We start from the raw sequence: 21564 nt of genomic DNA on the forward strand, positions 1-21564 counted from the left end.
TTACCTCCAGACGTCTACCCGATGCTACCGCAGTGCGGCGGTCCGCCGGGCCGCCCGCGCCGTGACCTCAGCGGCTTAGCGCCTGATAGGACTCACACGCCGCGGCCGCCGCATCCCGGACACGTCTCGCGAGTGACTCCGGTTCAAGCACCCGCACGTCCGACCCGAAGCCCAGCACCAGGCGCGTCATCCAGTCCTCGGAGGCGTACGTCATCACCGCGTCGCAGGACCCGTCCGGCAACTCCCGCACCTCGCGCATCGGGTAGTACTCGAACATCCACGACGCCGAGGGCGCGACCCGCAGCCTGGCCGACGGCAGTGCCGGATCTCCGTCGAACAGCGACGTGTCCGGCGGCGCCTGCAGCGCCAATTCGGGCGGCGCCGCCGGCTCGTCCAGTTCCGTCGCATCCACGATCCGGTCGAAGCGGAACAGCCGCACCCCGTCCGCCTCCCGTGACCAAGCCTCCAGGTAGCTGTGGCCACCGATCAGCAGCACCCGGATGGGATCGACGATCCGGCTGGTCAGGGTGTCGTGCGACGCGGAGTAATAGTCGATGGCCAGCGCGCGTTTGTGCTGCACCGCCGTGCGGACCGCGGCCGCGGCGCGGCTCTCCACGGGCGCGGGCTCGTCTGCCGCTGCCACCGAGCCGGTGACGTCGTGCCCGATGGCGCCGGCCGCGGCCTCGATCTTGGCGATCGCGCTGCGCGCCGCCTCCGGGTCGACGACTCCCGGGATGTCGGCGAGCGCCCGCAGCGCCACCAGCAGTCCGGTGGCCTCCGGCGAGGTGAGCTTGAGCGGCCGGTCGATGCCCGCGGAGAACGTCACTTCGATGGTGTCACCGGAGAACTGGAAGTCGATCAGGTCACCCGGGTAGTAGCCGGGCAGGCCGCACATCCAGAGCTGGTTGAGGTCCTCTTCCAGTTGTTTGGCGGATACCCCCAGGTCGGCGGCCGCCTTGGCCCGGGTGACCCGCGGGTTGGCCTGGAAATACGGCACCATGTTGAGCAGCCGGATCAATCGCGTGGATATGGGAGTCATGGGTGGTTCGCCTCCTCCACGTGGGCGCGCAGCCGCGCCAGCACGTCCTCACGCAGCGACGGTGGCTCGAGCACGACGGCGTCGGCCCCGTAGCCGGCGATGTCGCGCGCCAACCGGTCGCTGGATCCGATGTCGATCTCGACCACGTCGCCGTCGCGGCCGCCCAGCTGTCGCCTGCCGGTGGGCGTCCCGGCGCGCCGCAGCGCGGTGGCCCGACCGTCGGCGACCCACACCCGCGCCCGCCCGCCGGTCGGGATTTCGGCCACGGTGCGGGCGACGATCTGGCGCAGGTCCACGTCCTCGGGCACGACGACGACCCCGGGCGGGCCGATCGGCTTGACCTCGGCGCCGATCCGCGACAGCCGAAAGGTGCGAGTGGCGTCGCGGTCGCGGTCGTGGCCCACCAGATACCAGCGACCCTTCTGGGTGACGACGCCCCACGGTTCCACGGTGCGCACGCTGTACGGCTCGGCCCGCGACGGCCGGTGCGGGAACTGCACCGCCTGCCGAGAATCGATGGCCGACAAGAGGACTCCGAGCACCTCCTCCGACCCGCGCAGCCCGGGCACGCCGGCCGGGGAGGCGATGGCCACCGGTGCGTCCGGGTCGACGTCCACCCCGGCGGCACGCAGCTTGAGCAACGCGCCCTGGGTGGCGGTGATCAGTTCGGGCGACTCCCACAGTTGCGTCGCGACGGCTACCGCGGCCGCCTCGTCCGAAGTCAGCTCGACGGCCGGCAGCGAGTAGGCGTCGCGGTTGATGCGGTAGCCCTCGGTGGGCTCCTGGGCCGACGCCCTGCCGACCTCCAGCGGTATGCCCAGGTCGCGCAGCTCGTTCTTGTCGCGCTCGAACATGCGGGAGAACGCCTCGGCGCTGGGACTGTCCGAGTAACCGGCCACGCTGGACCTGATCTTCTCCGCACTGATGTAGCCGCGGGTGGACAGCAGGGCGATGACGAGATTGACCAACCGCTCGACTTTCGAGGTCGCCATTCGCACCAGGTTATAGCCGGCGCTCGCGTCGCGCCTGCACCGGCTGGCGAGTCGCAGCATTAACAATCGTCACATCAGTCACGGGTTCGTGGGGATCACCGGCTCGCAGAATTTGATAGCGCCCGCGATATCAAAATTGTGGCTTCGATTATCGGTGGAGACGAGCGACTGGTGTGACAGCTGTGACCGGAAGCGGTCGAGCTACATGCTGGCGATCAGCCGCTTGACCCGCTCGTCGACCGCCCGGAAGGGGTCCTTGCACAACACGGTGCGCTGCGCCTGGTCGTTGAGCTTGAGGTGCACCCAGTCGACGGTGAAGTCGCGGCCCGCGGCCTGGGCGGCGCTGATGAACTCGCCGCGCAGCCGGGCGCGGGTGGTCTGCGGCGGATGGTCGACCGCCTCCGTGATTTCCTCGTCGGTGGTCACGCGCGCCGCAAGGCCCTTGCGTTGCAGCAGGTCGAACACGCCGCGGCCGCGCTTGATGTCGTGATAGGCGAGGTCCAGCTGGGCGATCTTGGGGTCGGACAGCTCCATGTTGTAGCGGTCCTGATAGCGCTGGAACAGCTTGCGCTTGATCACCCAGTCGATTTCGGTGTCGACCTTGGCGAAGTCCTGGCTCTCGACGGCATCGAGCTGGCGCCCCCACAGGTCCACGACCTGCTCGATCTGGGCGTTGGGCTCCCGGGTCTGCAGGTGTTCGACGGCGCGGCTGTAGTACTCGCGCTGGATGTCCAGCGCGCTGGCCTGACGCCCGCCGGCCAGCCGCACCGGCCGCCGGCCGGTGACGTCGTGGCTGACCTCCCGGATGGCGCGGATGGGATTGTCCAGCGAGAAGTCGCGGAAGGGGACGCCGGCCTCGATCATTTCCAGCACCAGGGCCGCGGTGCCCACCTTCAGCATGGTGGTGGTCTCGCACATGTTGGAGTCGCCGACGATCACGTGCAGGCGCCGGTACTTCTCGGCGTCGGCGTGCGGCTCGTCGCGGGTGTTGATGATCGGCCGGCTGCGGGTGGTGGCCGAGGAGACGCCCTCCCAGATGTGCTCGGCACGTTGGGAAAGGCAGAACGTCGCCGCCTTGGGGGTTTGCAGCACCTTGCCGGCCCCGCAGATCAGCTGGCGGGTGACCAGGAATGGCAGCAACACATCGGAGATCCGGGAGAACTCGCCGGCCCGCACGATCAGGTAATTCTCGTGGCAGCCGTAGGAGTTGCCCGCCGAATCGGTGTTGTTCTTGAACAGGTAGATATCGCCGCCGATGCCCTCGTCGGCGAGCCGCTGCTCGGCGTCGATGAGCAGGTCTTCCAGCACCCATTCGCCGGCCCGGTCGTGGGTGACCAGCTGCACCAGGCTGTCGCACTCGGCCGTCGCGTATTCGGGGTGGCTGCCCACGTCGAGATACAGGCGGGCACCGTTGCGGAGGAAAACGTTGGAGCTGCGCCCCCAGGACACGACGCGCCGGAAGAGATAACGGGCGACCTCGTCCGGGGACAGGCGGCGATGGCCGTGGAAGGTGCAGGTGACACCGAACTCGGTCTCGATGCCCATAATTCGTCGCTGCACGTAATCGAGGGTACTGGTTGTCTCACCGGGAGGGCACGGAAGCCGCGCCTATGGGTCCCGACGAGTTTCGCGCGGCCCGCTAAAGCGTCTCCCGAGGGCTCACCCGCACCCTGGGCACCAGCGGTCCCAAAACCGCACCGGTGCGCTCGGTGTTCTGCCTGTAGCGAACACGAGGCGGTACGCGCGATTCAGCCCGCGGAGTCGCCGTTGGAATCCGGCGCTTCGCCATTGGTTTCCGGCTGCTTCGAATCCCCCTCGTGCAGCAGGTTTTCCAGGGCGGCCCGGTTGATCCGCCGGAATGCCCGCCGCGGCCGGTTGACGTCCAGGATGGCAACCTCCAGGCTGCCCACATCCGGAGAAAGATCGCCGTTGGAACCGTCCGCACTGCCGGCCCGTAACGCCTTCACGGCGATCTGCGTCGCGTCGCGCAGGTCCGCGTTCTCGGCGTAGGACTCCTTGAGCGCGCTGGTGATCGGCTCCGTCGTGCCGCCCATCACCACGAAATGCGGTTCGTCGGCGATCGACCCGTCGTAGGTGATGCGGTACAACTCAGGCGGTTTCGTCTCGCCGTAGTGCGCCACCTCGGCGACGCACAACTCCACCTCGTACGGCTTGGCCTGCTCGGTGAAGATGGTGCCCAAGGTCTGCGCGTAGACGTTGGCCAGCTGGCGCCCGGTGACGTCACGGCGGTCGTAGGCGTAGCCCCGGGTGTCGGCGAACTGGATTCCGCCGCGCCGCAGGTTATCGAACTCGTTGAACTTGCCCGCCGCCGCGAAGCCCACGCGATCGTAGAGTTCGCTGATCTTCTGCAGGGACCGCGACGGGTTCTCCGCGACAAACAGCACCCCACCGGCGTAGACCAGCGCGACCACGCTCTTGCCGCGCGCGATGCCTTTGCGTGCGAGCTCGCTGCGCTCGCGCATCGCCTGCTCGGGCGAGATGAAATACGGAAAGCTCACTTCTCACCGCCATCGGGGCCGAAAGTATCTGCGCGCGAGCGACTTTCGATGACTTCGCGAGCCAGCTCGGCGATCCGACGCTCGGGCACCTCGGCCGCCCCTTCGGCGCCGATGGTGACCGCCGTCGGATAGATGCCGCGCACCAAGTCGGGTCCGCCGGTGGCGGAATCGTCGTCGGCGGCGTCGTACAGCGCCTCCACGGCCACCCGCACCGCGGAATCGGCATCGACGACTTGCGAGTACAACTTCTTGATCGACGACTTGGCGAAGATCGACCCCGAACCCACCGACTGGTAGCCCTCTTCTTCCACGTTCCAGCCGCCGGCGGCGTCGAACGAGACGATCCGGCCGGCACCCTCCGGATCGGGCGCGTCGATGTCATAGCCCGCCAGGAGTGGCAGGGCCACCAGGCCCTGCATGGCCGCGGCCAGGTTGCCGCGCACCATGATCGCGAGCCGGTTCACCTTTCCGGCGAACGTGAGCGGCACACCCTCGAGCTTCTCGTAGTGCTCGAGTTCGACCGCGTAGAGACGGGCGAATTCGACGGCGATGGCCGCGGTGCCCGCGATGCCCGTAGCGGTGTAGTCGTCGGTGACGTACACCTTTTTGACGTCGCGCCCGGCGATCATGTTGCCCTGGGTCGAGCGACGGTCCCCGGCGATGACGACGCCACCGGGATACTTCAGGGCCACGATGGTGGTGCCGTGCGGCAGCTGCGAGCCGGCCGCGCCGGCCTGCGCGCCGCCGAGGCTCGCCGGCAGCAGATCCGGCGCTTGGCGGCGCAGGAAGTCGGCAAAGGACGACAGGTCTACGGCGGGATTTGCCGGGAGTGGGGAGTTAGTGGACAGGCGGTCAGGGAAGGGCCAGGTCACTGTCCGCCCTTTTGGACGTATGCCCGGACGAAGTCTTCAGCGTTCTCTTCGAGGACGTCATCGATCTCGTCGAGCAGATCGTCGGTGTCCTCGGCTAGCTTCTCGCGGCGCTCCTGGCCCGCGGCCGTGCTGTCGGCGAAGTCGTCGTCGTCGCCACCACCACCGCCACGCTTGGTCTGCTCCTGAGCCATCGCCGGCCTCCTGCTTCATCTGAACTTGTCCAGCGGCTTGCTCGGTCCCTAAGCCACACTGCCCCGCTGGTATCTCTACCCTACCGGTCAACCCCGACGTTCCCCGGTCTAACCGGCTTAGCTGGTGAGTTGTTCCACCAGTTCGGCGGCGCTGTCCACCGAGTCCAGCAGCGCTCCGACGTGCGCCTTGCTGCCGCGCAGCGGCTCCAGCGTCGGAATCCGCACCAGCGAGTCGCCACCCAGGTCGAAGATCACCGAGTCCCAACTGGCCGCGGCGATGTCGGCGCCGAACCTGCGCAGGCATTCACCGCGGAAGTACGCGCGCGTGTCGGTCGGCGGGTTGTCCACGGCCTCCAGCACCTGATGTTCGGTGACCAAACGCTTCATCGAGCCGCGCGCGACGAGCCGGTTGTACAGGCCCTTGTCCAGCCGCACATCGGAATACTGCAGATCGACCAGATGCAGCCGCGGCGCCGACCAGCTGAGATTCTCCCGCTGCCGGAAACCCTCGAGCAGGCGCAGCTTGGCCGGCCAGTCGAGCACCTCGGCGCACTCCATCGGATCCCGCTCGAGTTGGTCAAGCACCTGCGCCCAGGTCTGCACAATGTCGGCGGCGCGGGGGTCGGGGTCGCGGCTGTCGACCAGCTTCGCCACCCGGTCCAGGTAAATCCGTTGCAGCGCAAGGGCGGTCAATTCGCGACCGTCGGCCAGCGCCACGACGGCCCGCAGGGACGGATCGCGGCTGATCGCGTGAACCGCATGCACCGGCCGGGCCAGCACCAAGTCGCTCAGGTCGATCCCGTGCTCCGGGCCGACCTCGATCAGGTCCAGCACCAGCGCCGTCGTGCCCAGCTTCAGATACGTCGACGTCTCCGACAGGTTGGCGTCGCCGATGATGACGTGCAGCCGGCGGTACCGGTCGGCGTCGGCGTGCGGTTCGTCGCGGGTGTTGATGATGCCCCGCTTGAGCGTGGTTTCGAGGCCGACCTCGACCTCGATGTAGTCGGAGCGCTGCGAGAGCTGGAAGCCGGGCTCGTCACCCGACGGACCGATGCCGACCCGGCCGGAGCCGGTCACCACCTGCCGGGACACCAGAAAAGGGGTCAATCCGGCGATGATCGACGAAAACGGCGTCTGCCGCGACATCAGGTAGTTTTCGTGCGCGCCGTAGGAGGCGCCTTTGCCGTCCACATTGTTCTTGTAGAGCTGCAGCTTGGCGGCCCCGGGCACGCTGGCGACGTGCCGGGCGGCGGCCTCCATCACCCGCTCGCCGGCCTTGTCCCAGATCACCGCGTCGAGCGGGTCGGTGCACTCGGGCGCCGAATACTCGGGGTGGGCGTGGTCGACGTAGAGCCGCGCCCCGTTGGTCAGGATCATGTTGGCGGCGCCCACCTCGTCGGCGTCGACCACCGGCGGCGGCCCGGCCGAACGGCTCAGATCAAAACCGCGGGCGTCGCGCAGCGGCGATTCCACCTCGTAGTCCCAACGGGTGCGCTTGGCGCGCTGGATGCCGGCGGCTGCCGCGTAGGCCAACACCGCCTGAGTCGAAGTGAGGATCGGGTTGGCAGTCGGGTCGGACGGCGACGAAATGCCGTACTCGACCTCCGTCCCGATAATCCGTTGCATCCGTTCAGCGTAGGCCGCGCGACGATCCGTCCTCGCGCAGGGGGAAATCGGCGGCGCGAGGTTGTTGCGCCACTAGGGTGAGCCGATGTGGACCCAACTCGGCGCCGCACGCCGGACCGCAGGCAGTCGGCCGCGGCTGAACAGTGGTTCTTAGAGCGTGGGTTGCCGTCGGTGCTGACCCGGCGGGGCCGGTGGCGGCGGCTATGGCCACGCGCGGCGCCGGTGCTGGCGGCGTACGCGACGCTGCAGGCCTGCATCCTGCCTGTGTATCTGATCACCGGCGGCCATGACGTCGAAATCACGGGCACACCAACGACTTCCGAATTGTTCGTGCTCGTCATCGTCGGCCTCAGCCTGCCGCTGATGGCGCTTGCGGGCTGGCTGGTGTCGCGATCACGAAACGGGCGGGCACGCGCGACGATAGCGACGGCGTCGGTTGTGGTCGTAGCGTCCGTCGGGGTGGCGACCGGCGATGCCGCTCAACTGCCGCAGCAGGCCGCCGTCATTGCCGTCGTGCTGATCCTGACCGGCTTCGGCGTCGGTTCGGTGGTCGGCTGGGCGATGCGCATGATGTTGTCGCACTTCACGATGGTGGGCGCCCTGGCGGTCCGGGCGTTGCCCGTCGTGCTGCTCACCGCATTGGTCTTCTTCAACACCTACGTGTGGCTGATGGCCGCGACGATCAGCGGGAACCGGCTGGGACTGGCGATGGCGTTCCTGGTTTCCATCGCGGCGGCCTTCGTCATCTCCGCCACGGTCGAGCGGGTGCGGCCGATGCTCAAGTCGGCGGCGGTCCTGCCCGAAGACACCGAGCACCTGGCCGGCACGCCGTTCGCGGCGTTGACGGACACCCCGGACAGCGCCCCTTTGAAGAAGACGGAACGCCTCAACGTGGTGTTCGTTCTGGCCGCATCCCAACTGGCGCAGATCCTGGTGGTGGCAGTGGTCACCGCCACCATCTACCTGATTCTCGGCCTGATCGTGTTGAGCCCCGAACTGCTCAACGAATGGACCCACACCTACAAAAGCACCGCGACCGTGTTGGGCTTCACGCTGCCGGTCCCGGATTCGCTGGTGCACATGAGTCTTTTCCTGGGGGCCCTGACCTTCATGTACATCAGCGCCCGCGCGGCCGGCGACGCCGAATATCGGTCCACCTTCCTGGACCCGCTGATCGGTGACCTGCATGCCACGCTGATCGCCCGCAACCGCTACCGCGGCGCGGTCGCGCCGTCCGCGCTTGCTGTTGACGGCACCGACGGTAGTGACTAACTTCACCGTGTGTCCGCCCCCGAATCCGACCACGTCGGTAAACACGCGCTCGACCTGGCCGGAAAACGCTACGGCGAGGTGCTGCTGGTAACCGCCGGCGAGGCCGGCCCGCAGGCAACGGTCTACAACAGCTTCCCGCTCAACGATTGCCCCGCCGAACTGTGGTCCGCGCTCGACCCGCACGCCATCGCCGCCGAAAACGGTGTGGCCGCAGCGCTGCTCAACGGTCCGCGGTACTGGCTGATGAACGCCATCGAGAAAGAGGCCCCAGGTCCGCAGGTGACCAAGACCTTCGGCGGCATCGAGATGATCCAGCAGGCGACGGTCCTGTTGTCCTCGATGAATCCCGCGCCCTACATCCCCAACAAGGTCAATCGCCACACGGTCTTCGTCTTCAACGCCGGACAACAGATCTACGAACTCATCGACCCCCAGGGGCAGCACTGGGTGATGCAGACCTTGAGCCAGGTCGCCGACCCCAACCTGTCGCAAGCCGACCTGCCGCGCCTCGCCGACCGGCTCGACCTGCCGGCGGGGTGGACCTACCAGCCGCGTGTCCTCGCCGAGGAGCTGCGCGTGGACACCCGGACCCGCGCGGCCCAAGTGCTGCAGGACAATCTGACCAACAGCTACTCGCTGGTGACCGACTGACGGCTGCCGAAGCCGCCGAAACTTAAACCACGCACATCCGCCTCGGCGGGTCGCGTGCGTGGTTCAAGTGTCGCGGCGACGCGACTTAGAGCCCTACAGGTATTGGCCGAGGTTGGATTCGGTGTCGATGGCCCGCGATGCGCTCGAGCTCTTGCCGGTGACCAGCGTGCGGATGTAGACGATCCGCTCGCCCTTCTTACCCGAAATCCGTGCCCAGTCATCGGGGTTGGTGGTGTTGGGCAGGTCCTCGTTCTCGGCGAACTCGTCGACGATCGAGTCGAGCAGATGCTGGATGCGCAGACCCGGTTGCCCGGTCTCCAGCACCGACTTGATCGCGTTCTTCTTCGCCCGGTCGACGACGTTCTGGATCATGGCGCCGGAGTTGAAGTCCTTGAAGTACATAACTTCCTTGTCACCGTTGGCGTAGGTGACCTCCAGGAACCGGTTGTCGTCGATCTCGGCGTACATCCGCTCGACGACCTTTTCGATCATCGCCCGGATGCAGGCCGCGCGGTCGCCCCCGAACTCGGCGAGATCGTCGGCATGCACCGGCAGCGTCTCGACCAGATACTTCGAGAAGATGTCTTGTGCCGCTTCGGCGTCGGGGCGCTCGATCTTGATCTTCACGTCCAGGCGGCCGGGCCGCAGGATCGCGGGGTCGATCATGTCCTCGCGGTTGGAGGCACCGATCACGATGACGTTCTCGAGCCCCTCCACCCCGTCGATCTCACTGAGCAGCTGCGGGACCACCGTGGTCTCGACGTCGGAGGAGACGCCGGTGCCGCGGGTCCGGAAGATCGAGTCCATCTCGTCGAAGAAGACGATCACCGGTGTTCCCTCGGACGCCTTCTCGCGGGCCCGCTGGAAGATCAGCCGGATGTGCCGCTCGGTCTCGCCGACGAACTTGTTCAGCAGCTCCGGGCCCTTGATGTTGAGGAAGTAGGACTTCGCCTCGCGCGCGTCGTCCCCACGCACCTCGGCCATCTTCTTGGCCAGCGAATTCGCGACCGCCTTGGCGATCAACGTCTTCCCACATCCGGGCGGGCCGTACAGCAACACACCCTTGGGCGGGCGCAGCGCGTACTCCCGGTACAGCTCCTTGTGCAGGAAGGGCAGCTCCACGGCGTCGCGGATCTGCTCGATCTGGCGAGTCAGGCCACCGATGTCCTGGTAGCTGACGTCGGGCACCTCCTCCAACACCAGGTCTTCGACCTCGGCCTTGGGGATGCGCTCGAACGCGTAGCCCGCCTTGGTGTCGACCAGCAACGAGTCGCCCGGCCGCAACTTGCGCGGCCTGGTGTCGTCGTTGAGCGCGTCGGGGTGCCCCTCGGGCAGGTCCTCGGCCACCAGCGGCTCCGCCAGCCACACGATGCGCTCCTCGTCGGCGTGACCGACAACCAACGCGCGGTGCCCGTCGGCCAACAGCTCACGCAACGTGGAGATCTCGCCGACCGATTCGTAGGTGCCGGCCTCGACGACGGTCAGCGCCTCGTTGAGGCGAACCGTTTGACCCTTGCGCAACGACGCGACGTCGATGTTCGGCGAGCAAGTCAGGCGCATCTTGCGGCCCGAGGTGAACACATCGACGGTGTCGTCCTCGTGCGCGCCCAACAACACGCCGTAACCGCTCGGCGGCTGCCCGAGCCGATCGACTTCCTCCCGCAACGCCAGCAGTTGCTGGCGCGCCTCTTTGAGCGTCTCCATCAACTTCGAATTGCGGGCCGCAAGCGAGTCGATACGGGCTTCGAGTTGATGCACATCGCGCGCGGAGCGGGCACCACTCTGCCCGGCCGCATGCTCGAGTTGCTCGCGCAGCAGCGCTGCCTCGCGACGTAGTTCTTCCAATTCGGCAGCATCGCCGGGGGACATGCCTGACTCGCGGGGGGTACCGAATGATTCAGAACGCTCTGAGCCACCCATGTTGCGCTCCTTTCCCACACCGAATTGGCGCGGTGGATACTTCAAAGCTACCGGCGATTGACCAATGATGTGGGGAGTCAAATACCCACGAAAAGTTAAGATTTTTGTCTCGCTGGTAATCTCGGCCACTAATCTCGCTGATCGAAAGGGCCGCCGTGACCGCAAAAAGCCTCGCCACCGGCCCAGTCGGCTCAGCCGACGTCGGCGTGGCGAGCGCGGGTGTGAGTTCGGTTGCACCCGTTGGCCCGACCGCACGGCGGGTGCCCCTTTCGCGCAGCGCCCCAAACCCGCAGCCGGCCTGACCGACTGGATGCACCGACACCTGTCCGCAACGTTGAGCGCCGCCACCATCCTGGCGGCGGTCGGACTCTCGGGATGTTCGTCGCACCAGCAACCCCGAATCGCCTCCTCCGTGCCCGCGGCGGCCCCTGCCACGTCGAGCACGGTCGTCATCTCTCCGACTACCCCGCTGCCGACGCCTGAAGCCCTTACCGACATCTTGACCCGGCTCGTCGACCCGAACGTACCCGGTATCAACAAGGTGAGTTTGGTCGAGGGCGCGACCCCGGAAAGCGCGGACACCCTGGGCAAGTTCTCCAACGCGTTGCGCGACAACGGCTACCTCCCGATGACCTTCGTCGCCCACGACATCGCCTGGTCGGACAAGACCCCCGCCGACGTGGTGGCGACCATCGACGTCAACACGGCCCAACCGGCAAACGGCAGCTTCCACTTCCCCATGGAATTCACGCCCTTCCAAGGGGGTTGGCAGTTGTCCCGGCGAACCGGCGAAATGCTGTTGGCGATGGGCAAGTCGCCGGCGGCGACCCCGCCCCCCAACCCGGCACCGGCTCCACCTCCCGAGCCGGCCCCGGCACCCGCGCCGGCGCCCGCGCCACAACCCGCCCCCGCGCCGGCCCCGGAGCCCGGGCCGACCCCGAGTCCACCCGGTTGACCCCCGGCATGTGGATTGGCTGGCTCGAGTTCGACGTCTTGCTCGGTGACGTCCGGTCCCTCAAGCAGAAACGGTCGGTGATCCGCCCTGTCGTCGCCGAGCTGCGGCGCAAATTCAGCGTGTCGGCGGCCGAGACCGGTTCGCATGAGCTCTACCGGCGCGCGGGCATCGGCGTGGCCACGGTGTCCGCCGACCGGAGCCACGCGGTCGACGTCCTGGATGCGGCCGAACGGCTGGTGGCAGCGCACCCCGAGTTCGAGCTGCTGTCGGTGCGGCGCGGCCTGCGGCGCAGCGACGACTAGGCGCCCGCTAGCCGTCGCGGCCCTCGCGTTTGCGCCCCAACGGCGCCGGGGCGATGACGCCGGGTGCGAGCCGTCGCGTGAAGACCAGGAACGCGGTGTGCCCGCGCATGGAGTGCTGCGGCCGGACGGCCAGGCCCACCACGTTCCAGCCGCGTTGCAGCGTCTCCCACGATCGCGGCTCGGTCCAGCACTGCTGGGCCCGCAACGCCTCCACGACGCGCGACAGTTGGGTCACGGTCGCCACGTAGACCATCAGTACGCCGCCGGGGATCAGCAGGCGGGACACCGCGTCGAGCACCTCCCACGGCGCGAGCATGTCCAGCACGGCCCGGTCAAAGGAGCCGTCGGGCCGATCGGAGTCGGCGACGTCGCCGACGATCAGCTCCCAGTTGTCCGGCGGCCGGCCATAGAACACCGAGACGTTGCGACGGGCGTGTTCGGCGTGATCGGCGCGCTGTTCGTAGGAGACCACTCGCCCCTCGGGCCCGACCGCGCGCAGCAGCGAGCAGGTCAGCGCCCCCGATCCGGCCCCGGCCTCCAGCACGCGCGCGCCCGGGAAGATGTCGCCCTCGTGCACGATCTGCGCCGCGTCCTTGGGGTAAATGACCTGCGGCCCGCGGGGCATCGACATGATGTAGTCGACCAGCAGCGGGCGCAGCACCAAGAAGGGCGCCCCGTTGCTGGATTTGACCACGCTGCCCTGTTCCAGCCCGATCAGCGCGTCGTGGGCGATCGAGCCGCGGTGGGTATGGAACTCCGCGCCGGGCGTGAGCGACATCGTGTAGTGCCGGCCCTTGGCGTCGGTGAGTTGGACGCGTTCCCCGACGGTGAACGGGCCGGTTGCGGACACGCCGTCTAGCGTGCCAGCCGACTCGCCGTGGGCGGTGCTCGGGGTTGTCGGCACCCGGTTCTACGCTGCGCTCATGATCGACCAGCCGCAGACACGCGGGCGGCCGGCTGCGAAACCGGCGCTCTCCCCGTCGCGGGCGGCCGACTTCAAGCAGTGCCCGCTGCTGTACCGGTTCCGGGCGATCGACCGGTTGCCCGAGGCGCCGTCGGCCGCACAGCTGCGCGGCTCGGTGGTGCACGCGGCCCTGCAGCAGCTCTACGGCCTGCCCGCCGCCCAGCGCGGTCCCGACACCGCACTGTCGCTGGTCGAGCCGGCCTGGGAGCAGGTGATCGCCGCCGCGCCCGACTTGGCCGGTGAGTTCGATCCCGCGCAGCGCGGGCAGCTGATCGCCGAGGCCCGTGCGCTGCTCTCCGGCTATTACCGGCTCGAGGACCCGACCCGCTTCGACCCGCACTGCTGCGAAGAACGCGTGGAGGTCGAGCTCGCCGACGGCACGCTGCTGCGCGGGTTCATCGATCGGATCGACGTCGCCGCCACGGGCGAGCTGCGGGTGGTCGACTACAAGACCGGCAAGGCGCCGCCCGCCGCGCGGGCGCTGGCCGAATTCAAGGCGATGTTCCAGATGAAGTTCTACGCGGTTGCCCTGTTGCGCACCCGCGGCGTGCCGCCCACCCGGCTGCGGCTCATCTACCTCGCCGACGGCCAAGTGCTGGACTACTCGCCCGACCACGACGAGTTGCTGCGCTTCGAGAAGACCTTGATGGCGATCTGGCGCGCTATCCAATCCGCCGGGCAGACGGGCGATTTCCGCCCCAGCCAGTCGCGGTTGTGTGACTGGTGCCCACACCAGCAGCACTGCCCCTTGTTCGGCGGAACGCCGCCGAATTACCCGGGATGGCCGGAATACATACCCGCACAAGATGTTTCGCGTCAGGCCGAGCCGGCGGCGTGACAGGTCGCTCACCAATAATGTGACCAGGGTCTCTGTCGCGTAACCGCCGACTAAGCAGCTCACCGCGAGTGCGGTATGCTGTTGACAACGTTGGCGCCGAACGGCTTGCCAGCACGTCGTGATCGATTCGTTATTTCTTCTCAGATCCCCGCGGGGCGCCGAGTCAGAGATGACCAGGTGCGCACCGCACAGCCTCGAGTCGCGGCGATCGATGTTGCCAGACGGGCAATCTCGCTACCACCGATGCTTAGGGACAATGAAATATGCTTGAAGACAAAACTTTTGCTCACCTCGGCGTGAGCCAGCCGTTGGTTGACGCGCTCGCTAAGGGCGGCGCTCACCGGCCGTTTCCCATCCAGATCGAGACCTTGCCGGATACCCTTGCGGGCCGTGATGTGTTGGGCCGCGGCAAGACCGGCAGCGGCAAGACGCTCGCGTTCTCGATCCCGCTGGTAAGCCGGCTCGATGCCGGTAACCGGCGGCCGGGCCGGCCGACCGGGCTGGTATTGGCCCCCACCCGTGAACTGGCGACCCAGATCGCCGCGACCATCGAGCCGCTTGCCGCGGTTCGGCGTCTGCGCGTGGTCACGATCTTCGGCGGGGTGCCGCAGCACAGGCAAGCCGCGGCGCTGAAGTCCGGGGTCGACATCGTCGTCGCCTGCCCGGGCCGCCTGGAAGACCTGATGAAGCAACGCATCATCGATCTGAGCGCGGTGCAGGTCACCGTCATCGACGAGGCCGACCACCTCGCCGATCTGGGCTTCCTGCCCACCGTTACCCGTATCTTGGCGGCCACCCCGGCGACCGGCCAGCGGCTGCTCTTCTCGGCCACGCTGGACGCCGCGGTCGACACCCTGGTGAAGCGATTCCTCACCAGCCCGGTGACGCACTCGGTCGCGGACCCGGCGTCGCTGACCCCTGCGATGACACATCACCTCTTCTGTGTCGATGGGCCACAAGCCAAGAAGGACTTGGTACACCGGTTGGCCGCGGGAGACTCGCGGCGGATCCTGTTCATGCGGACCAAACACCAGGCCCGCAAGCTGGCCCGGCAACTCACGCAGTCGGGTATCGCGTCAGTGGAGTTGCACGGCAACCTTTCCCAGGCCGTGCGCGACCGGAACTTGGCGGCGTTCGCGGCCGGACACGCGCGAGTGCTCGTCGCGACCGATATCGCCGCGCGCGGCGTGCACGTCGACAACGTCGACCTGGTGGTCCACGTCGACCCGCCCGCGGAGCACAAGGCTTATCTGCATCGATCCGGCCGCACCGCCCGGGCCGGCGCCTCCGGTGACGTGGTCACCATCGCGCTGCCCGAGCAACGCCGCGACACCGAATCGATGATGCGCAAGGCGGCCATTCGCGCCGTTCCCCAACAGGTCACGGCGGCCTCCCCGGTCATCCACGCGCTGGCCGGCGAAGCCGCGCCCCGCAAGGTAGTCGCGCCCGCCTCGGCGCCGTCCCGCCGGCCCGGGCCGACCGCGGTTGCCGGTCACGGTCCGTCCGCCGCACGTAGCAGGCGACGCCGTTCCCGCCACCGCGTCGCGGTAGGCGGCTTACTCGACGGTGGCGACCCGCCACGCCCGACGGCGGCGACCCGCTTCTAGGCGAGCGGTGTCATCTCCTGCAGCATGGTGGGAATGAGCTCGCTGACGGTGGGATGGATGTGCATGGTGCGCGCGAGCGTCGTGTAGGGCGCCTTGGCCGACATCACGTCCAGGATTTCGTGGACGGCCTCGTCGCCGCCGACGCCGAAGATGGCCGCTCCCAGGATCTCCCGAGTCTCGGCATCGACCACGACCTTCATGAAGCCTTGCGTCTCACCCTTTTCCACCGCCCGGCCGACCCTGGTCATCGGCCGCTTACCGACGAGCGCCTTGCGGCCCGACGCGCGCACCTGGTCGACGGTCATGCCGGCCCGTCCGAGCGGCGGGTCGATATAGAGCGCGTAGGTGGTGATGCGGTCGCTGACCCGGCGCGGGTCGTCATCGAGGAGGTTGGCGGCGACGATCTCGAAATCGTTGTAGGAGGTGTGGGTGAACGCCCCCTTACCATTGCAGTCGCCCATCGCCCAGATGTGGTCGACGTTGGTCTTGAGCTGGTCGTCGACGACGATGTAGCCGCGGGCGTCCGTCCGCACACCCGCCGCCTCAAGCCCCAGGTCGTCGGTGTTGGGTCGCCGGCCGACGGCCAGCAACAGGTGACTTCCGGCGATGGGATCCGCACCCGCACTGGGCGTGAGTTCAAAACCGTTGCCGGTCTTGGCAACCCGAACGTCGTCGGCGCCGACGATGACGTCGATGCCCTCGTTCTCCAGGATGGACCGGACGGCCGCGGACACGTCCTCGTCTTCGCGGGACGCCAGGCGCGAAGCCCTCTCGACGACGGTCACCGGGGCCCCGAAGCGCCGGTACATCTGCGCGAACTCCAGCGCAATGTAGCCGCCCCCGAGGATGACGAGATGCGTTGGCAGCGTGTCGAGTTCGAGGATGGAGACGTTGGTGAGGAATTCGATGTCGGACAGGCCCGGGATGTCCGGCACCACCGCGCGGCCACCGACGTTGAGGAAGATCCGGTCGGCGTGCAGCACGTGTTGGCCCTTTTGTGAGTCCACCCGCAATGTGTGCGGATCCTCGAAACGGGCGTGCCCGCGAAAGACGGTGCAACCGGCCATGCCCGCCAGCCAGTCCTCGACGCCTTTGCGGTCGCCCAGCATGATGTCGTCTTTGCGCGCCTTGACTTTGGCCATGTCCACGCTGACCGGTCCGGCAGAAACCCCGAAGTCCGCACCCCGGCGCGCGAGGTGGGCGGCGTACGCGCTGGCCACCAGCGTCTTGGTCGGGATGCAGCCGGTGTTGACGCAGGTGCCGCCGATCAGCTTGCGTTCCACCAGCGCGACACGCTGCCCCGCCGCCGTCAGTCGCCCTGCCAGCGGTGGGCCGGCCTGTCCGGCGCCGACGATGATGGCGTCGAAATGCTCTGTCACTTAACCGCCGTCAGCAGGTACTCCGTGAGCACGTGGCCCGTCGCCGCGGCGATGGCAAACCCGCCCACGATCGCGACGGCGTCCTCCAGCAGCGCGATGGGCAAGTCCTTTCCGGCCACGCCGGCAAGACGCTTGCGCGCCTGGTACCCGCCGAGGGTGCCGAGCACCGCGCCGATGACGCCGGCCCCGAGCGCGGTATAGGTCCAGTGCGGCCATGCCCCCAGCACCGCGCCCGCCAGCCCGCCCATGATGATCCGGGCGGCGAAGATCGGCGGCGCCGTGCGGGCCGGAGTCTTGGGCAGCTTGTCGTTGACGAGTTCGCCGACGGCGAGAACGGTGAAGACGATGGCCGTGATGATGTTGGCCATCCAGGCCGCCCATGTGCCGTGCAAGTCGATCCAACCCAGGAAGGCGGCCCAGGCGACGACGGCGGGGGCCGTCAGCGAGCGCAACCCGGCGACGACACCGATCAACAAAGCCAGCAGCACGATAAGCGCGTGTGTCACGAAGACCCTCCTGAGGGAACGAACAGCCCGGCAATGGTCAGGGATGACGGCCCATGGGAGTGACACGGGCGAAACAGCCCTAGGCGGACGCTAACACAGCCGGGGTCACCGCACCCCGTTCGATCAGAAGCGGCAGAACCTGATGTCGGAAGCCAGAATCGCCTTGGCGCCGATGGCGGCCAGCTCATCCATGATCTCGTTGACGCCGCGGCGCGGCACCAGGGCGCGGATGGCGACCCAGTCCGGATCGGCGAGCGGCGCGATGGTCGGTGACTCCAGTCCGGGCGTGATGGCCGTGGCCTTCTCCAGGACGGAACGCGGACAGTCGTAGTCGAGCATCAGGTACTGCTGGCCGAACACCACACCCTGGATCCGCGCCACCAGCTGATCGCGCGCCGCCCGTGTCCCGTTCTGGCCGTCGGGGTCGGCGCCCTCGATGAGCACCGCCTCCGAATCGCACAGCGGGTCGCCGAATGCCACCAGATCGTGCAGGCTCAGGGTGCGCCCCGAGCCGACCACGTCGGCGATGGCGTCGGCCACGCCGAGCTGTACCGAAATCTCCACCGCGCCGTCGAGCCTGATGACGGTCGCCTCAATGCCCCGCTCGGCCAAGTCTTTTCGGACGAGATTCGGGTAGGCGGTGGCGATTCGCTTGCCGGCCAGATCGGCCGTCGTCCAGTCCCGGCCGGCCGGCCCGGCATACCGAAAACTCGACGACCCGAAGCCCAACGCCAGGCGTTCGCGCACGGGCGCGTCCGAGTCGCGGACCAGGTCCCGTCCGGTGATGCCGAAGTCCAGCTGTCCCGAACCCACATAGATCGCAATGTCTTTGGGCCGCAGGAAGAAGAACTCGACCTGGTTGACCGGGTCGATGACGGTGAGATCTTTGGAATCGGTGCGACGCCGGTAGCCCGCCTCCGCGAGAATCTCGCTGGCCGGTTCGCTCAGCGTGCCCTTGTTGGGAACCGCGACCCGCAGCACGCTCACAGCTTCCGATAGACGTCGTCGAGGGACAGGCCACGCGCGATCATGAGCACCTGCGTCCAGTACAGCAATTGGCTGATCTCCTCGGCCAGCGCCTCGTCGGGTTCGTGTTCGGCCGCCAGCCACACCTCGCCGGCCTCCTCGAGGATCTTTTTGCCCAGCCCGTGGATGCCGCCGTCCAGTGCCGCGACCGTGGCGCTGCCGGGGGGCCGGGCGCGGGCGCGCTCCCCCAGTTCGGCGAACAGGTCCTCGAAGGTCTTCACGGCCAGCGATTGTTTCACGCGGCGCCGAGCAAAGTCACGGCGGTTTCCGCCGGTGACGTTTTGAGCCGCCGGTCAGTCGAACCCGGCGAGCGTCATGCGCAGCGCCTCTTCGAGCTGAACGTGAAACTCCGCCCCGTCGGGGGGCTGAGTGAGCCAGCGATCGATGACGAATTTGGCTGTGGCCAAGCTGGTGTGCACCAACAGCGCGGGCCGGATGTCTGCCGCAACGTCGACGCCCATGCGGGACGCCACTTGCTCGACGAATTGGCGATGTTCGGCCTCGGTGACCAGCACGGATTGGCTCAACATCCGCGGCGCGGTGGCGACGGCCTGGCGCCAGGTATCCAGCGTCTGGACTTCGTTGGCCTCTTTGGCGCGCGCGACGAACAGCCGGATCAACGCCTCGACCGGTGACTCGTCCGGTGGTCTCGCGCTGTAGGACTCGACGATCTCGGCGCTGGCCTCCCGGACGGGACCGACCAGCAGGCTCTCTTTGCTGGGTGCGTACCGGAAATAGGTGCTGATCGATACGCCGGCCGCCGCGGCGATGTCCTCGGTTGTCACCGCGTCATAGCCGCGTTCGGCGAAAAGCCGCTGGGCGGTCTGCTGGATCTGGGAAAGCAGCGCGGCCCGACGCCGGTCCCGCAGCGAGCCCGTGTTTGCTGAGGGCATGCCATCACCTTCGTCAATCCGACATTCCGACCCCATGGTGTCGTCCAGCGACGAACCGAGATGAGTGACTCTACACTATTGAAAGTCCCTATCAAGTAGGCTAATGTGATGCGGCACACACCAACGAACTGCAGAGTCTAAGGGCTTGTTGACACTATTTTAATAAGAATAGCCTTCAATCGCGCTCGAGGTCGTCTGCTCGGCACTCAGGAATTCAGGGGTGGGGAGAGGGCCGATGAACGCGGTAGCTGGTACGCGATGACTCGCGCCATTAGTTTGCTGGGCGGGCCGCAGGTCGTGCCGCTATGACGACACAAGTCGATGGCGTCGCCGCCGTTCGGGACTGGTCGGTCGGATACGTCAAACGTCACCCGGTCGCCTCGCTGACGACCGTCGGGGAACAGTTCGTTTTGGGCGTGCGCACCATTCAATACTTCTTCTTCGACCTGATGACCGGGCGATTCCAATGGCAGGAGTTCGTCCGCCAGGGAGCGTTCATGGCCGGCACCGCCGTCTTGCCGACGATCCTGGTGTCGCTGCCGATCAGCGTCACCCTCTCCATCCAGTTCGCGCTGCTGGCCGGCCAGGTCGGGGCCACGTCGCTGGCCGGGGCGGCCAGCGGGCTCGCGGTCATCCGGCAGGGGGCGTCGCTGGTGGCCGCGGTGCTGATGGCATCGGCCGTCGGGTCGGCGATCACCGCCGACCTGGGTTCGCGCACGATGCGCGAAGAAACCGACGCGATGGAGGTGATGGGCGTCTCGGTGATCCGCCGTCTGGTGGTCCCCCGCCTCGCCGCGGCGGTGATGATCGGCGTGGCCCTCACCGGCGTCGTGTGCTTCGCAGGGTTCTTCGCGAGCTACATGTTCAACGTCTATTTCCAGAACGGGGCGCCGGGCAGCTTCGTTTCGACATTCGCGTCGTTCGCTACGACCGATGACATGATCCTGGCACTGGTGAAGGCGATCGTGTTCGGCGCGATCGTGGCCATCGTGTCCAGCCAGAAAGGCTTGTCCACCAAGGGCGGACCAACGGGCGTCGCGAACTCGGTGAACGCGGCGGTCGTCGAGGCGATCCTGCTGCTGATGATCGTCAACGTCGCGATCAGCCAGCTTTACATCATGTTGTCCCCCAGGACGGGGCTATGACGTGACGGCCTCCGCTTATCAACCGTTCGCACCGATTTCGGTTCCGTTCGTCCGCCTCTACCGCAGGGGCAAAGTACCGATCATCCGACTGGGCCATTTGTTGGTCTTCTTCGTCCGGGCACTGGTCGCCGTGCCGCTTGCCCTGCGTCAGTACCGGGGCGAGTTCTTGCGGCTGCTGTCGAACATCACCTGGGGCAACGGCTCGATCGTGGTGGGCGGCGGCACCGCCGGCGTGGCCGTCGTCCTCGGCACGACCGTCGGCGCGCTCGTCGGCATCGAGGGCTACAACTTCCTGGATCTGCTCGGACTCGGCCCCGCCACCGGGTTCGTCTCCTCGTTGGTCAATACCCGCGAGTTGGCTCCACTGATGGCATCGCTGGCTTTCGCCATGCAAGGCGGCTGCCGCTTCACCGCCCAGCTGGGATCCATGCGCATCGCCGAGGAAATCGACGCGATGGAATCGATTGCGATCCGCCCGATCCCCTACCTGGTGACCACCCGGCTGATCGCTTCGGTGGTGGCGATCGTGCCGCTTTACGCCGCGTGCCTGGCGATCGGTTACCTGAGTACGCAAATCGTGGTGGGGATCGGCAGTGGCGGCTCGACGGGTTCCTATCTGCACTACTTCACGCTGATGCTGGCCGGCCAGGACATCGTCTATTCCTTGATCAAGGCCGTCATCTTCGTCTGGATCGCATCGACGATCCAGTGTTACTACGGGTACTACGCGAGCGGCGGCCCCGAGGGCGTCGGGGTCGCGGCGGGACACGGCATGCGAGCCAGCATCACCGTCGTGATCATCGTCAACATGCTGCTCACCATGGCGCTGTGGGGCGTCGACTCCGGCGCACGGTTCGGCGGGTAGGT

The 21564-nt window shown here is 67.5% G+C and carries 22 protein-coding genes; 8 read left to right on the forward strand and 14 right to left on the reverse strand.

Features of this window, described 5'->3' with window-relative positions; genetic code table 11:
• Nucleotides 1–67: 67 nt before the first annotated feature.
• From A5697_RS07715 to dop, 7 genes are all read right to left on the reverse strand, one after another.
• Nucleotides 68–1039 (reverse strand): YafY family protein, encoded by a 972-nt coding sequence (locus A5697_RS07715; RefSeq protein WP_068009455.1) that lies wholly within the window; start codon nt 1037–1039, stop codon nt 68–70.
• Nucleotides 1036–2031 (reverse strand): YafY family protein, encoded by a 996-nt coding sequence (locus tag A5697_RS07720; RefSeq protein WP_068009568.1) that lies wholly within the window; start codon nt 2029–2031, stop codon nt 1036–1038. Before A5697_RS07720 ends, A5697_RS07715 begins: the two co-directional genes overlap by 4 nt.
• A gap of 201 nt (nt 2032–2232) precedes the next feature.
• Nucleotides 2233–3591 carry a Pup--protein ligase gene (pafA, locus tag A5697_RS07725; RefSeq protein ID WP_156673204.1) on the reverse strand — a complete coding sequence of 453 codons (1359 nt, stop codon included), beginning with the start codon at nt 3589–3591 and terminating at the stop codon, nt 2233–2235.
• A gap of 188 nt (nt 3592–3779) precedes the next feature.
• Nucleotides 3780–4550, reverse strand: coding sequence for a proteasome subunit alpha (prcA, locus tag A5697_RS07730; RefSeq protein WP_067949684.1), 771 nt, complete (start codon nt 4548–4550; stop codon nt 3780–3782).
• Nucleotides 4547–5422: a proteasome subunit beta gene (gene prcB / locus A5697_RS07735; protein WP_067949687.1), complete on the reverse strand. Its 876-nt coding sequence runs from the start codon at nt 5420–5422 to the stop codon at nt 4547–4549. Before prcB ends, prcA begins: the two co-directional genes overlap by 4 nt.
• Entirely contained in the window at nt 5419–5613 is a 195-nt protein-coding gene (locus A5697_RS07740; RefSeq protein WP_007170369.1) for a ubiquitin-like protein Pup, read from the reverse strand. The genes prcB and A5697_RS07740 overlap by 4 nt, the downstream gene beginning before the upstream one ends.
• A 117-nt stretch (nt 5614–5730) precedes the next feature.
• A complete protein-coding gene (dop, locus tag A5697_RS07745) occupies nt 5731–7239 on the reverse strand; it encodes a pup deamidase/depupylase (protein ID WP_067949688.1) in 1509 nt (502 codons plus the stop codon).
• Between the two features lie 87 nt (nt 7240–7326).
• Here dop and A5697_RS07750 point away from each other — a divergent pair, with 87 nt between their 5' ends.
• Both A5697_RS07750 and A5697_RS07755 read left to right on the forward strand, forming a co-directional pair.
• Nucleotides 7327–8511: a hypothetical protein gene (locus A5697_RS07750; protein WP_156673205.1), complete on the forward strand. Its 1185-nt coding sequence runs from the start codon at nt 7327–7329 to the stop codon at nt 8509–8511.
• Between the two features lie 9 nt (nt 8512–8520).
• Entirely contained in the window at nt 8521–9162 is a 642-nt protein-coding gene (locus A5697_RS07755; RefSeq protein WP_068009460.1) for a hypothetical protein, read from the forward strand.
• A 93-nt stretch (nt 9163–9255) separates the two neighbouring features.
• On the opposite strand, the gene arc is transcribed toward A5697_RS07755, so the two are convergent.
• A complete protein-coding gene (arc, locus tag A5697_RS07760; protein WP_067949709.1) occupies nt 9256–11082 on the reverse strand; it encodes a proteasome ATPase in 1827 nt (608 codons plus the stop codon).
• 310 nt (nt 11083–11392) lie between these two features.
• Between arc and A5697_RS07765 the strand changes: the two genes are divergently transcribed.
• Nucleotides 11393–12037: a hypothetical protein gene (locus A5697_RS07765; protein ID WP_068009461.1), complete on the forward strand. Its 645-nt coding sequence runs from the start codon at nt 11393–11395 to the stop codon at nt 12035–12037.
• Nucleotides 12038–12045: 8 nt separating this feature from the next.
• The gene (locus A5697_RS07770; protein WP_067949699.1) at nt 12046–12339 is read left to right on the forward strand and encodes a DUF503 domain-containing protein; all 294 of its coding nucleotides are present in this window, start codon (nt 12046–12048) and stop codon (nt 12337–12339) included.
• Between the two features lie 7 nt (nt 12340–12346).
• Here A5697_RS07770 and trmI read toward each other — a convergent pair whose 3' ends face one another.
• Nucleotides 12347–13189, reverse strand: coding sequence for a tRNA (adenine(58)-N(1))-methyltransferase TrmI (trmI, locus tag A5697_RS07775; protein WP_068009465.1), 843 nt, complete (start codon nt 13187–13189; stop codon nt 12347–12349).
• A gap of 73 nt (nt 13190–13262) precedes the next feature.
• On the opposite strand from trmI, the gene A5697_RS07780 reads away from it, so the two are divergent.
• Together A5697_RS07780 and A5697_RS07785 are read left to right on the forward strand one after the other, a co-directional pair.
• On the forward strand, nt 13263–14141 hold the full coding sequence (locus tag A5697_RS07780; protein WP_068009570.1) for a RecB family exonuclease: 879 nt from the start codon (nt 13263–13265) through the stop codon (nt 14139–14141).
• Nucleotides 14142–14404: 263 nt separating this feature from the next.
• A complete protein-coding gene (locus A5697_RS07785; protein ID WP_082953293.1) occupies nt 14405–15748 on the forward strand; it encodes a DEAD/DEAH box helicase in 1344 nt (447 codons plus the stop codon).
• Here A5697_RS07785 and A5697_RS07790 read toward each other — a convergent pair.
• The 5 genes from A5697_RS07790 to A5697_RS07810 all read right to left on the reverse strand — a co-directional run bounded on the left by A5697_RS07790 (nt 15745) and on the right by A5697_RS07810 (nt 19552).
• On the reverse strand, nt 15745–17127 hold the full coding sequence (locus tag A5697_RS07790; RefSeq protein ID WP_068009467.1) for an FAD-containing oxidoreductase: 1383 nt from the start codon (nt 17125–17127) through the stop codon (nt 15745–15747). The two genes, A5697_RS07785 and A5697_RS07790, sit on opposite strands and share 4 nt — an antisense overlap.
• Nucleotides 17124–17633 (reverse strand): DUF4126 domain-containing protein, encoded by a 510-nt coding sequence (locus A5697_RS07795; protein WP_068009471.1) that lies wholly within the window; start codon nt 17631–17633, stop codon nt 17124–17126. The genes A5697_RS07790 and A5697_RS07795 overlap by 4 nt, the downstream gene beginning before the upstream one ends.
• Before the next feature lie 123 nt (nt 17634–17756).
• Nucleotides 17757–18614: an ATP phosphoribosyltransferase gene (hisG, locus tag A5697_RS07800; protein ID WP_067945137.1), complete on the reverse strand. Its 858-nt coding sequence runs from the start codon at nt 18612–18614 to the stop codon at nt 17757–17759.
• Between the two features lie 2 nt (nt 18615–18616).
• The gene (locus tag A5697_RS07805; protein ID WP_067945125.1) at nt 18617–18898 is read right to left on the reverse strand and encodes a phosphoribosyl-ATP diphosphatase; all 282 of its coding nucleotides are present in this window, start codon (nt 18896–18898) and stop codon (nt 18617–18619) included.
• 54 nt (nt 18899–18952) lie between these two features.
• Entirely contained in the window at nt 18953–19552 is a 600-nt protein-coding gene (locus A5697_RS07810) for a TetR/AcrR family transcriptional regulator (protein ID WP_068009473.1), read from the reverse strand.
• A gap of 305 nt (nt 19553–19857) precedes the next feature.
• Here A5697_RS07810 and A5697_RS07815 point away from each other — a divergent pair, with 305 nt between their 5' ends.
• Together A5697_RS07815 and A5697_RS07820 are read left to right on the forward strand one after the other, a co-directional pair.
• Nucleotides 19858–20697, forward strand: coding sequence for an ABC transporter permease (locus tag A5697_RS07815; RefSeq protein ID WP_067945129.1), 840 nt, complete (start codon nt 19858–19860; stop codon nt 20695–20697).
• 1 nt (nt 20698) lies between these two features.
• A complete protein-coding gene (locus A5697_RS07820; protein ID WP_067945130.1) occupies nt 20699–21562 on the forward strand; it encodes an ABC transporter permease in 864 nt (287 codons plus the stop codon).
• The last annotated feature ends 2 nt before the right edge of the window (nt 21563–21564 follow it).

This window comes from Mycobacterium sp. E3251, from assembly GCF_001666835.1.
GTDB lineage: Bacteria > Actinomycetota > Actinomycetes > Mycobacteriales > Mycobacteriaceae > Mycobacterium.